17 protein-coding genes are annotated in these 16,796 nt (G+C 69.9%); 15 read left to right on the forward strand and 2 right to left on the reverse strand.

Annotated features, from left to right (window positions below; genetic code table 11):
- Positions 1-63 precede the first annotated feature (63 nt).
- A complete protein-coding gene (locus IEY81_RS14730) occupies positions 64-963 on the reverse strand; it encodes an HAD family hydrolase (protein WP_189119238.1) in 900 nt (299 codons plus the stop codon).
- Between the two features lie 57 nt (positions 964-1,020).
- Here IEY81_RS14730 and IEY81_RS14735 point away from each other — a divergent pair, with 57 nt between their 5' ends.
- From IEY81_RS14735 to IEY81_RS14765, 7 genes are all read left to right on the forward strand, one after another.
- A complete protein-coding gene (locus IEY81_RS14735) occupies positions 1,021-1,260 on the forward strand; it encodes a glutaredoxin family protein (protein WP_189119239.1) in 240 nt (79 codons plus the stop codon).
- Positions 1,261-1,453: 193 nt separating this feature from the next.
- Positions 1,454-2,164, forward strand: coding sequence for a redox-sensing transcriptional repressor Rex (locus IEY81_RS14740; RefSeq protein ID WP_189119328.1), 711 nt, complete (start codon positions 1,454-1,456; stop codon positions 2,162-2,164).
- Positions 2,161-3,480 carry a glutamyl-tRNA reductase gene (locus tag IEY81_RS14745; protein ID WP_189119240.1) on the forward strand — a complete coding sequence of 440 codons (1,320 nt, stop codon included), beginning with the start codon at positions 2,161-2,163 and terminating at the stop codon, positions 3,478-3,480. The genes IEY81_RS14740 and IEY81_RS14745 overlap by 4 nt, the downstream gene beginning before the upstream one ends.
- Positions 3,477-4,487 (forward strand): hydroxymethylbilane synthase, encoded by a 1,011-nt coding sequence (hemC, locus tag IEY81_RS14750; RefSeq protein WP_189119241.1) that lies wholly within the window; start codon positions 3,477-3,479, stop codon positions 4,485-4,487. The genes IEY81_RS14745 and hemC overlap by 4 nt, the downstream gene beginning before the upstream one ends.
- On the forward strand, positions 4,484-6,169 hold the full coding sequence (locus IEY81_RS14755; protein ID WP_189119242.1) for a bifunctional uroporphyrinogen-III C-methyltransferase/uroporphyrinogen-III synthase: 1,686 nt from the start codon (positions 4,484-4,486) through the stop codon (positions 6,167-6,169). Before hemC ends, IEY81_RS14755 begins: the two co-directional genes overlap by 4 nt.
- Before the next feature lie 74 nt (positions 6,170-6,243).
- A complete protein-coding gene (gene hemB, locus IEY81_RS14760; protein ID WP_189119243.1) occupies positions 6,244-7,227 on the forward strand; it encodes a porphobilinogen synthase in 984 nt (327 codons plus the stop codon).
- Between the two features lie 66 nt (positions 7,228-7,293).
- Positions 7,294-8,013 carry a TetR/AcrR family transcriptional regulator gene (locus IEY81_RS14765; protein ID WP_189119244.1) on the forward strand — a complete coding sequence of 240 codons (720 nt, stop codon included), beginning with the start codon at positions 7,294-7,296 and terminating at the stop codon, positions 8,011-8,013.
- 279 nt (positions 8,014-8,292) lie between these two features.
- On the opposite strand, the gene IEY81_RS14770 is transcribed toward IEY81_RS14765, so the two are convergent.
- Positions 8,293-9,558 carry a lytic transglycosylase domain-containing protein gene (locus IEY81_RS14770; RefSeq protein WP_189119245.1) on the reverse strand — a complete coding sequence of 422 codons (1,266 nt, stop codon included), beginning with the start codon at positions 9,556-9,558 and terminating at the stop codon, positions 8,293-8,295.
- Positions 9,559-9,823: 265 nt separating this feature from the next.
- Here IEY81_RS14770 and hemL point away from each other — a divergent pair, with 265 nt between their 5' ends.
- Genes hemL through IEY81_RS14810 form a run of 8 tightly spaced genes read left to right on the forward strand, consistent with a single transcriptional unit; the run spans position 9,824 to position 16,774 of the window.
- Positions 9,824-11,173, forward strand: coding sequence for a glutamate-1-semialdehyde 2,1-aminomutase (gene hemL, locus IEY81_RS14775; protein WP_189119246.1), 1,350 nt, complete (start codon positions 9,824-9,826; stop codon positions 11,171-11,173).
- Positions 11,174-11,175: 2 nt separating this feature from the next.
- Positions 11,176-11,835 carry a histidine phosphatase family protein gene (locus IEY81_RS14780; RefSeq protein WP_189119247.1) on the forward strand — a complete coding sequence of 220 codons (660 nt, stop codon included), beginning with the start codon at positions 11,176-11,178 and terminating at the stop codon, positions 11,833-11,835.
- A gap of 35 nt (positions 11,836-11,870) precedes the next feature.
- Complete coding sequence (locus tag IEY81_RS14785) at positions 11,871-12,467, forward strand: TlpA family protein disulfide reductase (protein WP_229787884.1); 597 nt, start codon at positions 11,871-11,873, stop codon at positions 12,465-12,467.
- Entirely contained in the window at positions 12,464-13,222 is a 759-nt protein-coding gene (locus IEY81_RS14790) for a cytochrome c biogenesis CcdA family protein (RefSeq protein ID WP_189119248.1), read from the forward strand. The genes IEY81_RS14785 and IEY81_RS14790 overlap by 4 nt, the downstream gene beginning before the upstream one ends.
- The gene (gene resB, locus IEY81_RS14795) at positions 13,219-14,817 is read left to right on the forward strand and encodes a cytochrome c biogenesis protein ResB (RefSeq protein ID WP_229787885.1); all 1,599 of its coding nucleotides are present in this window, start codon (positions 13,219-13,221) and stop codon (positions 14,815-14,817) included. The genes IEY81_RS14790 and resB overlap by 4 nt, the downstream gene beginning before the upstream one ends.
- Positions 14,817-15,818, forward strand: coding sequence for a c-type cytochrome biogenesis protein CcsB (gene ccsB / locus IEY81_RS14800; protein WP_189119249.1), 1,002 nt, complete (start codon positions 14,817-14,819; stop codon positions 15,816-15,818). The genes resB and ccsB overlap by 1 nt, the downstream gene beginning before the upstream one ends.
- Positions 15,819-15,827: 9 nt before the next feature.
- Complete coding sequence (locus IEY81_RS14805) at positions 15,828-16,136, forward strand: DUF4229 domain-containing protein (protein ID WP_189119250.1); 309 nt, start codon at positions 15,828-15,830, stop codon at positions 16,134-16,136.
- 17 nt (positions 16,137-16,153) lie between these two features.
- A complete protein-coding gene (locus IEY81_RS14810) occupies positions 16,154-16,774 on the forward strand; it encodes a maltokinase N-terminal cap-like domain-containing protein (protein ID WP_189119251.1) in 621 nt (206 codons plus the stop codon).
- Positions 16,775-16,796 lie beyond the last annotated feature (22 nt).

Raw genomic sequence — 16,796 nt, forward strand, 5'->3', positions numbered from 1 at the left:
GTCGGCATTTTTCCGACACGGCATCGAATGCCCGCCTCTGCACGACGGTCGAGAGGAAAGGGGTCACCGGTGTCGTCCGCGGAGCGCGATCGCCACCGCGATCGCCCCCGTCGCGGCGCCGCCCAGTGCGGCCGTGGCCATGCCGGCACGGGCGGCCTTGCGCCCGGTGCGGTAGTCACGGATCGGCCATCCCTTCGCGCGCGCGTGGGCACGCAGGCGCGCGTCCGGATTGATCACGCACGGGTGTCCGACCAGTGAGAGCATCGGCAGGTCGTTGTAGGAGTCGGAGTAGGCCGCACAGCGGGACAGGTCGAGACCCTCGCGGGCGGCGATCGCCTTGACGGCCTCCGCCTTGGCCGGCCCGTGGAGCATCTCGCCGACCAGCTCACCGGTGTAGACGCCGTCCTCGGTCGCCGCCACCGTGCCGAGCGCGCCGGTCAGCCCGAGCCGGCGGGCGATCACGCGTGCCGCCTCGACCGGCGCCGCCGTCACCAGCCACACCCGCTGACCCTGGTCGATGTGGGTCTGCGCGAGCGCGCGGGTGCCGGGCCAGATCCGGTGGGACATGCCCTCGTCGAAGATCTCCTCCATCAGGCTCTCGACCTCTTCGACCCCGTGGCCGCGGATGAACGAGAGCGCGGAGCTGCGCGCCGACTCCATGTGGGCCGGGTCCTCGACGCCGGCCACCCGGAAGTACGCCTGCTTGTACGCAGCCGAGGCGATGTCGCGGGTCCGGAAGAACTTGCGCCGGTACAGGCCGCGCGCGAGATGGAAGATCGTCGCGCCCTGCATGATCGTGTTGTCCACGTCGAAGAAGGCGGCCGCGGTCGGGTCGCCCTCGGTCGGGTAGAGCCAGGCCTCGATCTCCGCGGCGGCGGCAGAAGCCTCGCCGGCGAGAGCCGAGCGTCGTCTGAGGTCTCGTCGCCGCAGCTCGGCGCGGCGGCGGTCGCTGGCGCTGCTCACGCCGCCAACAGTAATCGCCAGGAGGGCGAGGCGTGGTGCAGGTGGGAAGATGGCGGGATGGAACCGCGTGTGACCTTCTACTCCCGGCAGGGCTGCCACCTGTGCGACGAGGCCCGGCTGGTCCTCGAGACGGTGGTCGGCGACGACTACACCGAGATCGACATCGACTCCGACGAAGCGCTACGGGAGCGCTTCACCGATGAGGTTCCGGTCACATTCGTGGACGGCAGACAGCACGATTTCTGGCGGGTGTCCGAGGAGCGGCTGAGGGCAGCGCTGGCGCTTTCCCCAGAATAACTGTCAATCGGCCCAATACCCTGGACAACCCCCCTCTGACAACTCCGCAAACACGTGTGCTAGCCGACGCTCTCCGAGTTTGTTCTCGCAGTCACAAAGTCCGTATGGTGGCAAAGCCGCTTGGCGATCCCGGGCTAAAAAGCCCCCGCCTGTGGCGCCGGCATTGAAAGAGCAGAGCGTGACGGCACGGAGCATGAATACGGGTGCGGGCAGCAGTGCCCAGGAGCCCCACCGGGACATCCCCGAGGCGACGGTCGCCCGGCTCCCGGTCTATCTCCGGGCCCTGACCTCGCTGGCCGACAGGAACATCGCCTCGTGCTCCTCCGAGGAGCTCGCGGCGGCGGCCGGGGTCAACTCCGCCAAGCTGCGCAAGGACCTCTCCTACCTGGGCTCCTACGGGACTCGTGGGGTCGGCTACGACGTCGACTACCTGAGCTACCAGATCGCCCGCGAGATCGGTGTCACGCACGACTGGCCGGTCATCATCGTCGGCATCGGAAACCTCGGTCAGGCGCTGGCCAACTTCTCCGGCTTCAGCAGCCGCGGTTTCCGCACCGTCGCGCTGCTGGACGCAGCCCCGCAGATGCAGGGCCGGTCGGTCGCCGGGCTCGAGGTCCGGCCGTTCGCCGACCTGGCCGAGATCGTCGCGGCCGAGCAGGTCTCGATCGGGGTCATCTCGGTGCCGGCGCCGGCCGCGCAGGACGTGGCCGACGCGATGGTCGAGGCCGGCATCAGCAGCATCCTCAACTTCGCCCCCGCGGTCCTGAACGTGCCGGCGGGCGTCGACGTACGCAAGGTCGACCTCTCCATCGAGCTGCAGATCCTCGCCTATCACGAGTCGCGGAAGGCTGCGGAGGCCGAGGAGACGGTGGACAATGATTCCGAGGAAGGGATCACGGCATGAGTGTTCTGGTCGTCGGTATCTCCCACAACTCTGCGCCGGTCGCGATGCTCGAAGCGGCGTCGGTCGACGGTGAAGGTCTGCAGAAGCTCCTCACTGACGTGGCTGGTTGTGAACATGTCAGCGAGGCAGCGGTCATCGCGACCTGCAACCGCCTCGAGATCTACACCGAGGTCGAGCGCTTCCACGGCTCCGTCGAGGAGCTCTCCCGCCGCATCATCGAGGGCGCTGGGCAGACGCTCGAGGCGATGCTGCCGCACCTCTACGTCCACTACGACGACGGTGCCGTCTCCCACCTGTTCAAGGTGGCGGCCGGGCTCGACTCGATGGCCGTGGGCGAGGGTCAGATCCTCGGCCAGGCCCGAGCCGCGCTGCAGCTCGGTCAGGAGCTGGGCACCGTCGGGCCGGCGCTCAACAGCCTGTTCCAGCAGGCGCTCCGGGTCGGCAAGCGCTCGCGCGCGGAGACGGACATCGACCGGGCCGCGCCGTCGCTGGTCACCGCCGCGCTGGGCCGCGCTGCCCGAGCCGTGGGTGACGTACGCGGCAAGCGGGTCGCCGTGGTCGGCGCAGGCGCGATGGCGGGGCTGGCCACCGCGACCGTCTCCCGGATGGAGGCGGCCGACGTCGTCGTGGTCAACCGCACCGCGGTCAACGCCGAGCGCCTCGCCGCGGAATACTCGGCGCGCTCGGCCCCGCTCGACCGCCTGTCCGAGGAGGTCGCGGCCGCCGACATCGTGATCACCTGCGCAGGCGCCAGCGGGCTGCTCGTGCCGGCCGACATGGTCGGCGACCGCAGCGACCACCCGGTCGCGCTGATCGACCTGGCGCTGCCGCACGACATCGACCCCGACGCGGGTGCGCTGCCGGGCGCGACCCTGATCGACCTGGCCGCTCTCGCCGACGAGCTGCACGCCTCGCCCGCCGGCAAGGAGGTGCTCGCGGTCCGCGACATCGTCACCCAGGAGGTCGCGGCCTTCCTGAGCGCCCGCCGCCAGTCCGCGGTCACCCCGACCGTGGTCGCGCTGCGGAGCATGGCCACCGGCGTCGTCGACGCCGAGATGGCCCGGCTCGACGGCCGGCTCCCCGAGCTCGACCCGGCCACCCGGGCCGAGGTCCTCCACGCCGTACGCCGCGTGGCCGACAAGCTGCTCCACCAGCCGACCGTCCGGGTCAAGGAGCTCGCCAACGAGACCGGCGCGGTCTCCTACGCCGCGGCGCTCGCCGAGCTCTTCGCCCTCGACCAGAACGCGGTCTCGGCCGTCACCCGAGCCGATGTCCCCACGTCCCCCGACCACCGGAACAGTGGTGATCTCCCATGAGGACCCTCCGTCTCGGCACCCGCCGATCCCAGCTCGCCGTCACCCAGTCGACCCTCGTCGCGGAGATGCTCCGCGCCCAGGGGCACATCGTCGAGCTGGTCGAGATCGTCTCCGACGGTGACCGCACCCAGGCGACCAACACCCCGCTGACCAGCTCCAGCTCGACCGGCGTCTTCGTCAGCGCCCTGCGCGAGGCGCTCCACGCCAAGGAGATCGACCTCGCGGTCCACTCGCTGAAGGACCTGCCGACCTACCCCGAGCAGGGCATCGAGCTGGCCGCGATCCTCCCGCGCGAGGACCCGCGCGACGTGGTCGTCGCCCGCGACGGGCTGACCCTCGGGGAGCTCCCGCCGGGCTCGCGCGTCGGCACCGGCTCGCCGCGCCGGGTCTCCCAGCTGAAGGCTCTCGGCCTCGGTCTGCAGATCGACGGCATCCGCGGCAACATCGACAGCCGCATCGGCAAGGTCCGCTCCGGCGAGTTCGACGCGATCGTCATCGCGCGCGCCGGCCTGGCCCGCATCGACCGGCTCGACGAGGCCACCGAGGTCCTCGACCCGATCCAGGTGCTGCCCGCTCCCGGCCAGGGGGCCCTGGCGGTCGAGTGCCGTGAGGGCGATGCCGACGCCGACGTACTCAAGATCTTGACCACCCTCGACGACGCGCCCACCCGAGCGGTCGTGGAGGCAGAACGCGCAGTGCTCGCCACCCTCGAAGGTGGCTGTGCCGCGCCCATCGGGACCCTCGCCGACGTGGTTGAGGGTGAGGAAGGACCAGAGCTGTGGGTGCGGGCAGTCGCGCTCTCACTCGACGGCTCGCTCTCGGTACGCCTCTCCGCCTCCGGGCCGCTCGACGACGCCGCAGGCGTCGGTCGCCGGCTCGCCGAGGAGATGCTCGCCGAGGGTGCCGCAGACCTGACTGACGCTCCCGCGGAACCAGGCCAGGCTGTCATGGACACGGGCGGTTCCCCCCAGACCGCTCCCGAGCAGGACAAGGTGCACAACGCATGACCCGAGCAAAGACCACCGAGCAGAAGGCCGAGTCCACCTCGGCCACCCCACTGGGCTGGGTGTCCTTCGTCGGCAGCGGTCCCGGTGACCCTGAGCTGCTGACGGTACGGGCGATCGACCTGCTGAGGCAGGCCGATGTCGTCGTGACCGAGGCCCCCGAGCACGAGGCGATGGTGCGCGGCGTACTCGGCCTCCCCGAGCCGGTCGAGCCGGCCGAGGGCGAGGAGGGCCCGGAACCGGTCGGACCCGAGTTCATCGACGGCGGGTTCGGGACGGACGGCCAGCCGCTGGCCAACGCCGCCCGTGCCAAGGCTGTCGTCAAGCAGGCCAAGCTGGGCAAGCGCGTCGTGCGCCTGATGACCGGCGACCCGTTCCTCTACGCCTCGGGCCCCGAGGAGGCGCAGTCCTGCGCCAAGGCCGGCATCGGCTTCGAGATCGTCCCCGGCGTCTCGTCGGTCAGCGCGGTCCCGGCCTACGCCGGCATCCCGCTGACGACCAAGGACCACCAAGAGGTCGCGGTCGTGACCTGCAACGAGAAGATCGACTGGAGCCAGTACGCGGACAACCGCACCCTGGTGCTCCTCTCCGGTGTCGGCATGATCGGCGACATCGCCAAGGAGCTCGTCGCGGCGGGCCGCTCTGCCAAGACCCCGGTCGCGATCACCCGCGTCGGCACCACGACCGAGCAGGCGACGGTAGAGTCGACGCTGGAGAACATCGCCGTCGACGCTCGTGCCGCACGGATGGCGCCGCCGGCGATCGTGGTGATCGGCAAGGTGGTCAACTTGCGTGAGACGCTCTCGTGGTTCGAGACGAAGCCGCTCTTCGGCTGGCGTGTGCTGGTGCCGCGCACCAAGGAGCAGGCGCCCGCGCTGTCGCTGAAGCTGAAGGGCTTCGGTGGCGTGCCCGAGGAGGTCCCCACGATCTCCGTCGAGCCGCCGCGCAACCCGCAGCAGATGGACAAGGCCGTACGCGGTCTGGTCGAGGGGCGCTACAACTGGATCGCCTTCACCTCGATCAACGCGGTGCGCGCCGTCCGCGAGAAGTTCGACGAGTACGGCCTGGACTGCCGTGCCTTCTCCGGTCTGAAGATCGCCGCCGTCGGTGAGAAGACCGCGCAGGCGCTCGAGGCCTGGGGCCTGCGTCCCGACCTGGTGCCGCACACCGACAACCAGTCGGCGGCGGGCCTGCTCGAGGTGTGGCCGGAGTACGACGAGGACCTCGACCCGATCAACCGGGTCTTCCTCCCGCGCGCCGACATCGCCACCGAGAACCTCATCGCCGGCCTGGTCGACCTCGGCTGGGAGTGCGACGACGTCACGGCCTACCGCACCGTCCGGGCGGCTCCGCCGCCCGCGCCGACCCGCGACGCGATCAAGACCGGCAAGTTCGACGCGGTGGTCTTCACCTCCTCCTCGACGGTCCGCAACCTGGTCGGCATCGCGGGCAAGCCGCACGCCTCCACGGTGATCGCGGCGATCGGTCCGGCGACGGCCAAGACCGCCGAGGAGCACGGCCTGCGGGTCGACGTGATGTCGCCCGAGCCGTCGATCGAGGCGCTCACCGAGGCGCTCGCCGCCTTCGGCGCCGCGCGTCGTGCCTCGCTGATCGAGCAGGGTCTGCCGGTCACCAAGCCGTCCGACCGGCGCCCGGCCTCGCGTCGCCGTTCGCGCACGAGCTGAACCCACGCTGGCCGAGCCGCCGGCGCCGCTTGCCGGCGCTCGCGGCTCGGCCAGCGACGTACTCTGGAGATCTGATGAGCATCGAGAAGCCTGTGATCCGTCCGCGCCGCCTGCGCCGCACCCCGGTCCTGCGCCGGATGGTCGCCGAGACGGCCGTACGCCCCGCCAACCTGGTCCTGCCCGCGTTCGTGCGCGAGGGGATCGACGAGCCGGTGCCGATCTCGACCATGCCGGGCGTGGTCCAGCACAGTCGTGAGTCGCTGCGCAAGGCTGCGGCCGAGGCTGCGGCGGCCGGCGTCGGCGGCATCATGCTCTTCGGCGTACCGACCACGAAGGACGCGGTCGGCTCCGGCGCGATCGACCCCGAGGGCATCCTCAACCTGGCCATCGCCGACGTGGTCGCCGAGGTCGGCGACTCGCTCACGGTGATGAGCGACCTCTGCCTCGACGAGTTCACCGACCACGGCCACTGCGGCGTGCTGGCCGAGGACGGCACCGTCGACAACGACGCCACCCTCGAGCTCTACGCGCAGATGGGGCTCGCCCACGCCGAGGCCGGCGCCCACATGGTCGGCCCGTCCGGGATGATGGACGGCCAGGTCGCCGTGATCCGCGACGCCCTCGACGGCGCCGGCCACACCGACGTCTCGATCCTCGCCTACTCCGCGAAGTACGCCTCCGCCTTCTACGGTCCCTTCCGCGAGGCCGTCGACTCCTCGCTCAAGGGAGACCGGCGCACCTACCAGCAGGATCCGGCCAACGCGCTCGAGGGCGTCCGCGAGGCGCTCCTTGACGTCGCCGAGGGCGCCGATATCGTGATGGTCAAGCCCGGACTCCCGTATCTCGACGTGCTCCAGCGGGTGCGCGAGTCTGTCGATGTTCCCGTGGCGGCGTACAACATCTCAGGGGAGTACGCGATGTTGGAGGCCGCCGCCGCGAACGGCTGGGTCGACCGCGAACCGGCGATCCTGGAGACACTCACCGCCTTCAAGAGGGCGGGCGCGGACGTCATCCTGACCTACTGGGCCACCGAGGCCGCCGGCTGGATGCGAGGCTGAGAACCCCTCGCCGGATGCCGGGCACCACTGTGACGTGGAACATATCCGGAGAGTAGACTCGAGATCGTGACCAATCGAGAATTGGGCAGCCCCAAGCGCACCGGTCGGCCGCGCAACAGTGGACGCGATTCGGCGAATCCACGAGAAGAGATCCTCAAGGAAGCATCCAGGCTCTTCACTGCGCAAGGGGTCGCGGCGACGACGATCAGTCAGATCGCCGAGTGCGTCGGGCTGCGCCAGTCCTCGATGTACTACTACTACAAGTCCAAGGAGGAGATCCTCTCCGCCTTGATGGAGAAGAACCGCGAGTCGCTCACGCTCGCGGAGAAGCTTCTCGAGGACGACGGCCCAGCCGCGCCGCGGCTCTACGCCTTCCTCTACACCGACGTCCGCCAGCTGTGCACCGCCCCGCTCGACTTCTACGAGCTGGAGGTCGCCGCGCTTGCGCAGCCGGCCGTCTTCGCCGGGTTCGAGGAGGACGGCGACAAGCTGCGCTCCGCGGCTGCCCAGCTCCTCGAGCAGGGCGTGGACAGCGGCGAGCTGCGCGCGACCGACCCCACCGACACCGCCTTGATGCTGCTCTCGCTCAACGAGGGCGCCCAGCACCGGCTCTGGCACGGCCGCCGCGACGACGAGAAGGCCACCGCGAGCTCCGAGTCGCTGGCCCAGTCCGTCGCCGACTACCACCTCAGCTCCCTCCTCACCGACGCCTCCTCGCTGCCCGCCGTCCGTGAGGCCGGCCGCGACTACGTCACCGAGTACGAGGACGACGAGCCGGCTGCCTGAGCCTGCCGCCCCTGGTGGTCGAGCTTGTCGAGACCCCCGCCGTCTGGGGTCCGTTCGACGTGTAACACGTCGTTCGTAGGACTATTCGCCCTATCAGATAGGGCGAATAGTCCTACGAACAGCGTGTTACAGCTCGCGAGCAGGCCGAGTTGCCGGGAGACGGCCGAGCCGCTGGAGCCCTCAGGCGAGACCAACACAGTCCCGTCGAGCGCGCGGAACGACTGTGTTGGTCTCGACACGCTCGCTGGCGCTCGCGGCTCGACCAGCGGGGGCGATGCCCTACTTGACGAGGCCGAGCAACTTCAGGAGGCCGGTCAGGATGCCGCCGACAGCGCCGGTCGCCTCCGGCAGCGTCTTCCCCTGCAGCTGCGCCACACAGTCGGTGATCGTGCTCTGGGGGACCGTGCGAGCAAGGACTGCGCCGAGCTGGTCGACGACCGCCTTGGTGCACACAGTGGTCAGCTCAGCGACGGTCGCCACTGTCTTCTCGACCGGCTTGGTCACCGGCTCCAGCACCTTGGCGGGGTCCTTGGTGGCGCCGTCACCGGAGCCGGATCCGCCACCGGTGTTGCCGCCGTTGCTGCCGCCAGGGGTCTCACCCGAGGGAGCCTCGGTGGACGGCGAGGACGGGGCCTGCGAAGCGCCGCCGCCGCGCGGGCCGGCCTTCGGGCCGCCGGCGCGGAACTCGCGGCCCTTCTCCTTGGCCGGCTTGGGGGCCTCCATCCGCGGGATCGCGTAGTCGACCGGGACCGTGCTGTTGGGAATCGAGGTGAAGTCGCCGGAGCGGTAGGCCTCGGCGACGCCGAGCACCGTGGTGACGTACGCCTGGCTGTGGTTGTAGCGGAAGACGGCCGCCCGCGCGCCCTTGTCGGTGGAGAGGTCGTCGTCGCCGGAGCAGAGGTAGACGGCGCTGGCGAGCGCGGCGTCGTTGATGTCCTGCGGGTTGCGCTTGCCGTCGCCGTCGGCGTCGACACCGACCATCGCCCAGGTGGACGGGATGAACTGCATCGGCCCGACCGCACGGTCGTAGCTGGTGTCGCCGTCGTACTGCCCACCGTCGGTGTCGGTGATCTGGGAGACGTTGCCCTTGCCGTTGAGCGGCACCCCGAAGATGCCGGGGGTCGAGACGCCCTCGGCGGTGAGCCGGTTGTCGTTGGCGCGGCCGTGGTTGGACTCGACCCGGCCGATCGCAGCGATCAGCGGCCAGTCGATCTTGCACGAGGCGTCGGCGGCGTTGATCACGGTGGCCGCACGCTGGTAGGCGGCGAGCGCGGCCGACGGGATGCCGGCGGCGCTGGCGGTGCCCGGCAGCGACTTGTCACCCTTGCCGCTCGAGGCGGACACGCTGGCCGGCGCCTCGATCGCCTCGGACGGCACCGAGGTGCCGTCGGGCAGGCTGAAGGCGTCGTCATAGCCGGCAGGACCTGAAGCTGTGGCACTCGACTGCGTCAGACCGGTGACATTGACCGTCCAAGCCGCGCTGAGGAGCGCGAGCGGGACGAGCGCGGTCGCCTTCTGAAGGCGGCTGTAGCGCGTAGCGGACATCGAATCTCCCTCTCAATCCCCGAGCTGTGAATACCCCGGGGGTTGCTCCCCAATCGCAACGTTCTCAACGAACCGTCTCACGTCAAAGTTACGCACGTCACGTTTTACTGACACATTGCGTTCCAGTTAACGAGACGCCGATGAGACGCAGTTTGTTGCAGTTCATGACGGTGAGCCGAGAATCTCGTACGCACGGGTAACCCGACACGCGCTCCATGATGCGTGCGGAATGGGGATTCGGGTGCCGTTGGGGAAGAATGAACCGGTGCCTCACGACATCTCACCCCTGTCCGCAGCGGCATCCGAAGCGCTCTTCGCCCGAGCGAAGGCAGTGACGCCGGGCGGTGTGAACTCGCCCGTGCGCGCCTTCAACGCGGTGGGCGGCACCCCACGCTTCATCCGAGAGGCGAAGGGGGCGTGGCTGACCGACGTCGACGGCAACGAGTACGTCGACCTGATCTGCTCCTGGGGCCCGATGCTGCTGGGCCACGCCCATCCCGAGGTCCAGGCGGCGGTGCTGGACGCGGTCACGCGTGGCACCTCCTACGGCACGCCGACGACGCCGGAGGTCGAGCTCGCCGAGGAGATCGTGAGCCGGGCGCCGGTCGAGAAGGTGCGGTTCGTCAGCAGCGGCACCGAGGCGACGATGAGTGCTATCCGGCTGGCGCGCGGCTTCACCGGGCGCGACGTGATCCTCAAGTTCGCCGGCAACTACCACGGCCACGTCGACTCCCTGCTCGCCAGCGCCGGCTCCGGCCTGGTCACCCACGCGGTCCCCGGCACCCCGGGTGTCCCCGAGAGCAGCACCGAGCTCACCGTCGTGCTGCCCTACAACGACCGGGCCGCCGTGACGGCCGCGTTCGAGGAGTACGCCGGCCGGGTGGCCTGCCTGATCACCGAGGCCTCGCCGGGCAACATGGGCATCGTCCCGCCCGAGCCAGGTTTCAACGAGTTCCTGGCGACCACCTGCAAGGCCAACGGTGCGCTGTTCATCTCCGACGAGGTGATGACCGGCTTCCGGGCCGGCAAGCAGGGCCAGTGGGGTCTGGACGGCAAGAGCGAGGGCTGGACGCCCGACCTGGTCACCTTCGGCAAGGTCATGGGCGGCGGCTTCCCGGCCGCGGCCTTCGGTGGCCGTGCCGACGTGATGGGCGCGCTCAGCCCCGACGGGCCGGTCTACCAGGCCGGCACGCTGTCCGGGAACCCGGTCGCGACCACCGCCGGCCTGACCACGCTCCGGCTGGCCACCGACGAGGTCTACGCCCACATCGGGAAGGCCGCCGAGACCGTGAAGGCCGCGGTCGCCGAGAGCTTCACCAAGGTCGGCCTGCCGCACGTCATCCAGTCGACCGGCACGATGTTCTCGGTCTTCTTCACCGAGGGCCCGGTGCGCAACTTCGACGAGGCCAAGACGACCGACGAGGCGGCATACAAGGGGTTCTTCCACGCCATGCTCGACCAGGGCGTCTACCTGCCGCCGAGCGCGTACGAGACCTGGTTCCTCTCCTCGGCCCACGACGACCGGGCGGTCTCGCAGATCATCGATGCGCTTCCGTACGCTGCCGAGGTGGCGGCCGAGGCAAGCTCGACCACCGGCTCGAAGGACGGGAAGTGAGTATGGAGACGACGGTTCACCTGCTGCGTCACGGTGAGGTGCACAACCCGGAGGGGATCCTCTACGGGCGCAGGCCCGGCTACAACCTCTCCGAGCTCGGCCTGCAGATGGCCGAGCGGGTCGCCGACCGGATCGGCGGGCAGGACATCACCCACGTGATCTCCAGCCCGCTGGAGCGTGCGCAGCAGACCGCGGGCCCGCTGGCGAAGGCGCTCGGTGTCGACATCTCGCTCGACGAGCGGGTGCTCGAGTCGGAGAACCTCTTCGTCGGCAAGAGCTTCAAGGACGGCCTCGGTCCGCTGAAGGACCCGAAGGTCTGGCCGAAGCTGATCAACCCGCTCAAGCCGTCGTGGGGCGAGCCCTATCTCGAGATCGTCGCCCGGATGATGGACGCGATCCACGACGCCCGCGACCTGGCTCGCGGCCACGAGGCGGTCATCGTCTCCCACCAGCTGCCGATCTGGACCACCCGGCTCCACATCGAGGGTCGCAGCTTCCTCCACGACCCGCGCCGCCGCCAGTGTGCGCTGTGCTCGCTGACCTCGCTGCACTTCGTCGACGACGAGTTCGTCGCGCTCTCCTACAGCGAGCCGGCCGGCGACATGCTGCCCGCGAAGGACAAGTACGCACCGTTCTCGGCCGGCGACGCGGAAGAGTCTTAACAAGGCTCTCAGTTTTGTCAGGAAGAGTCTGCGGCGTGTGGTACAGGACTGGTGGTCTCGAGCTCGGCCACCGGTGGGGTGTGCGCGCCCTCATCGCGACGGTCATGGTCGCCCTGCTGGCCGGCTGCGGCCAGAGCGGCACCAACGAGGCCGGCTACATCTCCGGTGACGGCCGCACCCAGGAGATCCCGGTTGCCGACCGCGGCGAGCCCGTCGAGCTCACCGGCGAGACCCTCGAGGGCAAGCCCTTCGACCTCGCCGACACCCGCGGCAAGGTCACGGTGCTCAACGTGTGGTGGACCGGTTGCGCGCCGTGCCGCAAGGAGATGCCGATGCTCCAGGCCGCCTACGAGGAGCTGGGTGACGAGGTCGCCTTCGTCGGGCTGAACACCCGCGACGCCTCCGCCGCGCAGGGCCTGGCCTTCGAGCGCCACTACGGCGTGGAGTACCCCTCGGTCTACTCGCCCGACGGCGCTGCCGTCCTCGCCCTGAAGGGCTCCCTGGCGCCTCGCGCCATCCCGGCCACCGCGATCCTCGACGCCGAGGGACGTGTGGCCGCGCTGATCCGCGGTGAGATCCCCTCCGCGCGTACGCTCGACGAGCTCATCTCCTCGGCCGGGGAGCAGGCATGACCGACTGGTTCGCGAGCACCGCGGGCAGCGGGTCGCTGATCCTGGCCATCCCCGTCGCGCTGCTGGCCGGGTTCCTCTCCTTCGTCTCGCCCTGCACGCTGCCGATGCTGCCGGGCTACCTCTCCTACGCGACCGGTCTCTCCGGCGCCGACCTCGCCTCCGGTGACGTACGCCGCGGCCGCATGCTCGCGGGCTCGCTGCTCTTCGTCGCCGGTTTCTCGGTCGTCTTCGTGCTGATGGGCATCACCGTGGGTGGGATCGCCTACAAGCTGCTCGAGTTCCAGCAGACCGGCACCAAGGTCCTCGGCGTGCTCTCGATCGTCATGGGGATCGCGTTCATGGGCTTCATCCCGCTGCTGCAGCGCGACCTGAAGTTCCACAAGGTGCCGGCCGTCGGCCTCGCCGCCGCGCCGCTGCTCGGCTTCCTCTTCGGCCTGGCCTGGACCCCGTGCACCGGGCCGACGCTCGGCGTCATCGCCGGGCTCGCCTGGGACCAGGGCACCGCCGCCCGCGGCGGGCTGTTGCTCGCGGTCTACGCGCTCGGCCTCGGCATCCCGTTCGTGCTCGTCGCGGTGATGTGGCGCAAGGCCACCGTCGCGCTGAGCTGGTTCCGCCGCCACACCCGCGCGATCACGATCATCGGCGGCGTGCTGATGATCCTGATCGGCATCGCCATGCTCACCGGCTGGTGGGACAACGGCGTCCAGTGGCTGCAGGTCCAGCTCGTCCAGCGCTGGGAGGGCATCGCACTGTGACCACCTCGACCCCCGACAACGACGAGCGCCAGGACGTACGCCGCCCGGGCGAGCTCAACGCGCGCGAGCTGGCGCGCTGGGGCTGGCGCCAGCTGACCTCGATGCGCACCGCGCTGATCCTGCTCCTGCTGCTCGCGCTGGCGGCCGTGCCGGGGTCGCTGATCCCGCAGGACGGCGTCGACTCGCTCAAGGCCGACCAGTGGCGTGAGGCGCACACCACGCTGACCCCGATCTACGAGACGCTCGGCCTCTTCAACGTCTACTCGACCCCGTGGTTCGCGGCCATCTACCTGCTGCTGATGGTCTCCCTGGTCGGCTGCATCATCCCGCGCTGCCTGGTCTACGCCCGCGCCATGCGCGCTCAGCCGCCGGCGACCCCGGCCAACCTGACCCGGCTGCCCGACTCCACGACGTACGTCACCGACGAGGAGCCCGAGGAGGTGCTCGCCGCGGCTCGGAAGGCGCTGCGGGGCTACCGGCTCCGGCGCTCGACCGGCTCGACCACCGAAAGCCCGGACGACTCCGTCTCGGCGGAGAAGGGCTACCTGCGCGAGGCCGGCAACCTGGTCTTCCACATGTCGCTGATCATCGTGCTGGTGGCGTTCGCGCTCGGCAGCCTGTTCGGCTACAAGGGCGGCGTGATCGTGCTGGTGGGGGAGGAGTACGGCTTCGCCAACGAGATGTCGCAGTACGACGACCTCAAGCCCGGCTCCCTCTTCGCGCCCGAGGACCTCGACGAATTCACCTTCAAGATCGACGACTTCCACGCCGAGTGGCTCACCACCGGCAAGGGCGCCGGCACCGCGCGCGGCTTCAACTCGAAGATCCGCTACACCGAGGGCACCGGCGAGGAGAAGGCCTACGACCTCAAGGTCAACCACCCGCTGACCGTCGGCGGCACCGACGTCTTCCTGCTCGCTCACGGCTACGCGCCGGTGATCACGGTGCGTGACGGCGAGGGCAACGTGTCCTACTCCGGGCCCACGATCTTCCTGCCGCAGAGCCAGAACCTGCTCTCCTTCGGCGTCGTGAAGGCGCCGTACTCCTCACCCGAGGAGCTCGGCTTCCAGGGTCTGTTCTACCCCTTCGAGGGCACGGTCGACGGCGAGCCGGTCAACCTGACCGGCGACATCGGCGACGGGTCCCACGCGATGCTCTCGCTGCAGGGCTTCCGGGGCGACCTCAACCTCGACGCCGGCCCGCAGTCGGTCTACTCGCTCGACACGTCCAAGGCCCACATGATGTCGCCCGACCACACCGGGAAGGCGTTCAACCTGCGGCTGGGGGAGTCGGCCGAGCTGCCCGACGGTCTCGGCTCGATCTCCTTCGACGACGTCCAGCAGTGGAACCGGGTGCAGATCTCGAAGTCCCCCGGCAAGGAGTGGGCGCTCCTCGGCGTCTCCCTCGCCCTGGTCGGGCTGCTGGGGTCGCTGTTCATCCGACCCCGGCGGGTGTGGGTTCGCGCCCGCCGCGCCGATGGGGGCACACTGGTCGAGATCGCCGCGCTCGACCGTTCCGGCGGTGGTGACACCGCTGCCGTAGTCACTGGCCTCGCGGAGACCTTACGAGGCGCGCGAACACACGAGGAGAACTGATGACCGACCACACCTGGGGAGTTCTCAGCAACCAGGCCATCACGGCCGCCGGGACCGTCTACTTCCTGGCGCTGCTCTGCGCGGTGGCCGAGTGGTCGGCCTGGCTCTCCCGCGCCAAGGCCTCGGTCGCGGAGAAGGAGCTCGTCGGCGCGGGTGCCGCTGCCGACGAGACCGAGACTCCGGCCGACGCCGCTGCTGCCGTACGTGAGCAGCGAGCCGCCCTCTTCGGGCGGCTCAGCCTGCTGCTGACCGTGATCGCGGTGGCCTGCCACCTGGTGGCGCTCGTCTCCCGCGGGATGGCCGCCGACCCCAACCGGGTGCCGTGGGGCAACATGTACGAGTTCACGATCTCCGGCTCGTTCGTGGTCGCCGCTGCGTACGTCGTCCTCTACCGCCGGCTGAAGCTGGCCTGGATGGCGACGTGGGTGCTCGGGTTCACCTTCGTGGTGCTGATGCTGGCCGTGGTCGGGCTCTACGAGCCGGTCGCGCCGCTGACCGAGGCGCTCAACTCCTACTGGCTCGTCATCCACGTCATCGCGGCCATCATCGCCACCGGTGCGTTCACGCTGGGCGGCATCGCCTCGGTCGCGTACCTGCTCAAGAAGCGCTACCCCGACGCCACGCTGCTGGCCCGGGTGCCCGAGCTGGAGGCGCTCGACCGGGTCTCCTACCGCATCCACGCCTTCGCCTTCCCGGTGTGGACCTTCGGCGTGCTGATCTCCGGCCCGATCTGGGCCCACGAGGCCTGGGGCTCCTACTGGAACTGGGACCCCAAGGAGGTCTGGGCCTTCATCACCTGGGTCGTCTACGCCGGCTACCTGCACGCGCGTGCGACCGCGGGGTGGAAGGGCAAGAAGGCGGCGATCGTCGCACTGGTCGGCCTGGCCACCCTGTGGTTCAACTTCATCGGCATCAACTACTTCTCCTCGACGTCGCAGCACTCCTACGCTGCGCCCGCTCCGACCGCCTCGGTGGTCGAGGTCGTCGAGACCACCCGATAGGGATTCCCCATGAAAGAGTTCTGGATCTACACCGGCCTGCGGCTGCTGTCGCTGGTCGCCACCTTCGGCATCGTGGCGGGCATCTGGTCGCTCGTCGCGGGCGAGGTCAACCTGTTCTTCGCCATCATCTTGGCGTTCGTGATCAGCGGCATCCTCTCCTTCTTCGTGCTCGACCCGCAGCGCCGTGCCTTCGCCGAGAAGGTCGAGGCCCGGGCCGCGCGGGCGGTCGAGGCGGCCCGCGCCAAGGAGGACGACGAGATCGACTCCTCGGTCGACACCGCTTCCAGCGGCGAAGGCGATGGCCACAAGGTCTCCTGACCTGTTAGACAACGGTCATGTCGATCATTCACAAGGCCACCCTGACCCCGTCGAAGAAGGAGATCTTCGGCGCCTGGCTCGCCACCCAGGCGTGGTGCCAGGGTGAGCTGACCGGCACGATCGGCTCCTACCGGTTCGACGACCCGGCCGGCAAGGTCGGCATCGAGTGCGTGCTCCTCGAGGTCGGCGACTCCGTGGTCCATCTCCCGGTCTCCTATCGCGCGGCTCCGCTCGACGGTGCCGAGGACTTCCTGATGGCCACCACCGACCACTCGGCGCTCGGGAAGCGCTACGTCTACGACGCCTGCGCCGACGCGGTGGCGGTCCGGGCCTTGCTCAACGCCGCGCTCACCGGCGCTCGCCAGGAGGCGATGGAGGTCTACGACCAGGGCCGCTTCGTGGAGCGGCGGGAGGCCGTCGTCACCGCGACCGGCACCGGCGCGTGGGACCGTCACGCGGTGCCACACTTCGACGGCGTCACGGTCCGTTCTCACGGTGCCGACTCCCGCGTCGAGGCGGGCAGCTTCACGGTCGTCGTCAAGCGCATCGTCGACGGCACCGACGCCGACGGCGCCGAGTCGATCCAGGTCGCCTGGCCCGACGGTGCCGGGTCGCTGGTCGGCGTACGCCACCTCTGAGGAGGGTCTCACCGCCTTCCTG

Origin of the sequence: Nocardioides luteus (assembly GCF_014648595.1) — a bacterium.
Classification (GTDB): Bacteria; Actinomycetota; Actinomycetes; order Propionibacteriales; family Nocardioidaceae; genus Nocardioides; species Nocardioides luteus.

Excerpts from the sequence above, each read along its gene's own strand:
- IEY81_RS14735 (WP_189119239.1), top strand. The coding sequence starts at position 1,021 with ATGGAACCGCGTGTGACCTTCTACTCCCGGCAGGGCTGCCACCTGTGC.
- IEY81_RS14740 (WP_189119328.1), top strand. The coding sequence starts at position 1,454 with ATGAATACGGGTGCGGGCAGCAGTGCCCAGGAGCCCCACCGGGACATC.
- IEY81_RS14745 (WP_189119240.1), top strand. The coding sequence starts at position 2,161 with ATGAGTGTTCTGGTCGTCGGTATCTCCCACAACTCTGCGCCGGTCGCG.
- hemC (WP_189119241.1), top strand. The coding sequence starts at position 3,477 with ATGAGGACCCTCCGTCTCGGCACCCGCCGATCCCAGCTCGCCGTCACC.
- IEY81_RS14755 (WP_189119242.1), top strand. The coding sequence starts at position 4,484 with ATGACCCGAGCAAAGACCACCGAGCAGAAGGCCGAGTCCACCTCGGCC.
- hemB (WP_189119243.1), top strand. The coding sequence starts at position 6,244 with ATGAGCATCGAGAAGCCTGTGATCCGTCCGCGCCGCCTGCGCCGCACC.
- IEY81_RS14770 (WP_189119245.1), bottom strand. The coding sequence starts at position 9,558 with ATGTCCGCTACGCGCTACAGCCGCCTTCAGAAGGCGACCGCGCTCGTC.
- IEY81_RS14780 (WP_189119247.1), top strand. The coding sequence starts at position 11,176 with ATGGAGACGACGGTTCACCTGCTGCGTCACGGTGAGGTGCACAACCCG.
- IEY81_RS14790 (WP_189119248.1), top strand. The coding sequence starts at position 12,464 with ATGACCGACTGGTTCGCGAGCACCGCGGGCAGCGGGTCGCTGATCCTG.
- ccsB (WP_189119249.1), top strand. The coding sequence starts at position 14,817 with ATGACCGACCACACCTGGGGAGTTCTCAGCAACCAGGCCATCACGGCC.
- IEY81_RS14805 (WP_189119250.1), top strand. The coding sequence starts at position 15,828 with ATGAAAGAGTTCTGGATCTACACCGGCCTGCGGCTGCTGTCGCTGGTC.
- IEY81_RS14810 (WP_189119251.1), top strand. The coding sequence starts at position 16,154 with ATGTCGATCATTCACAAGGCCACCCTGACCCCGTCGAAGAAGGAGATC.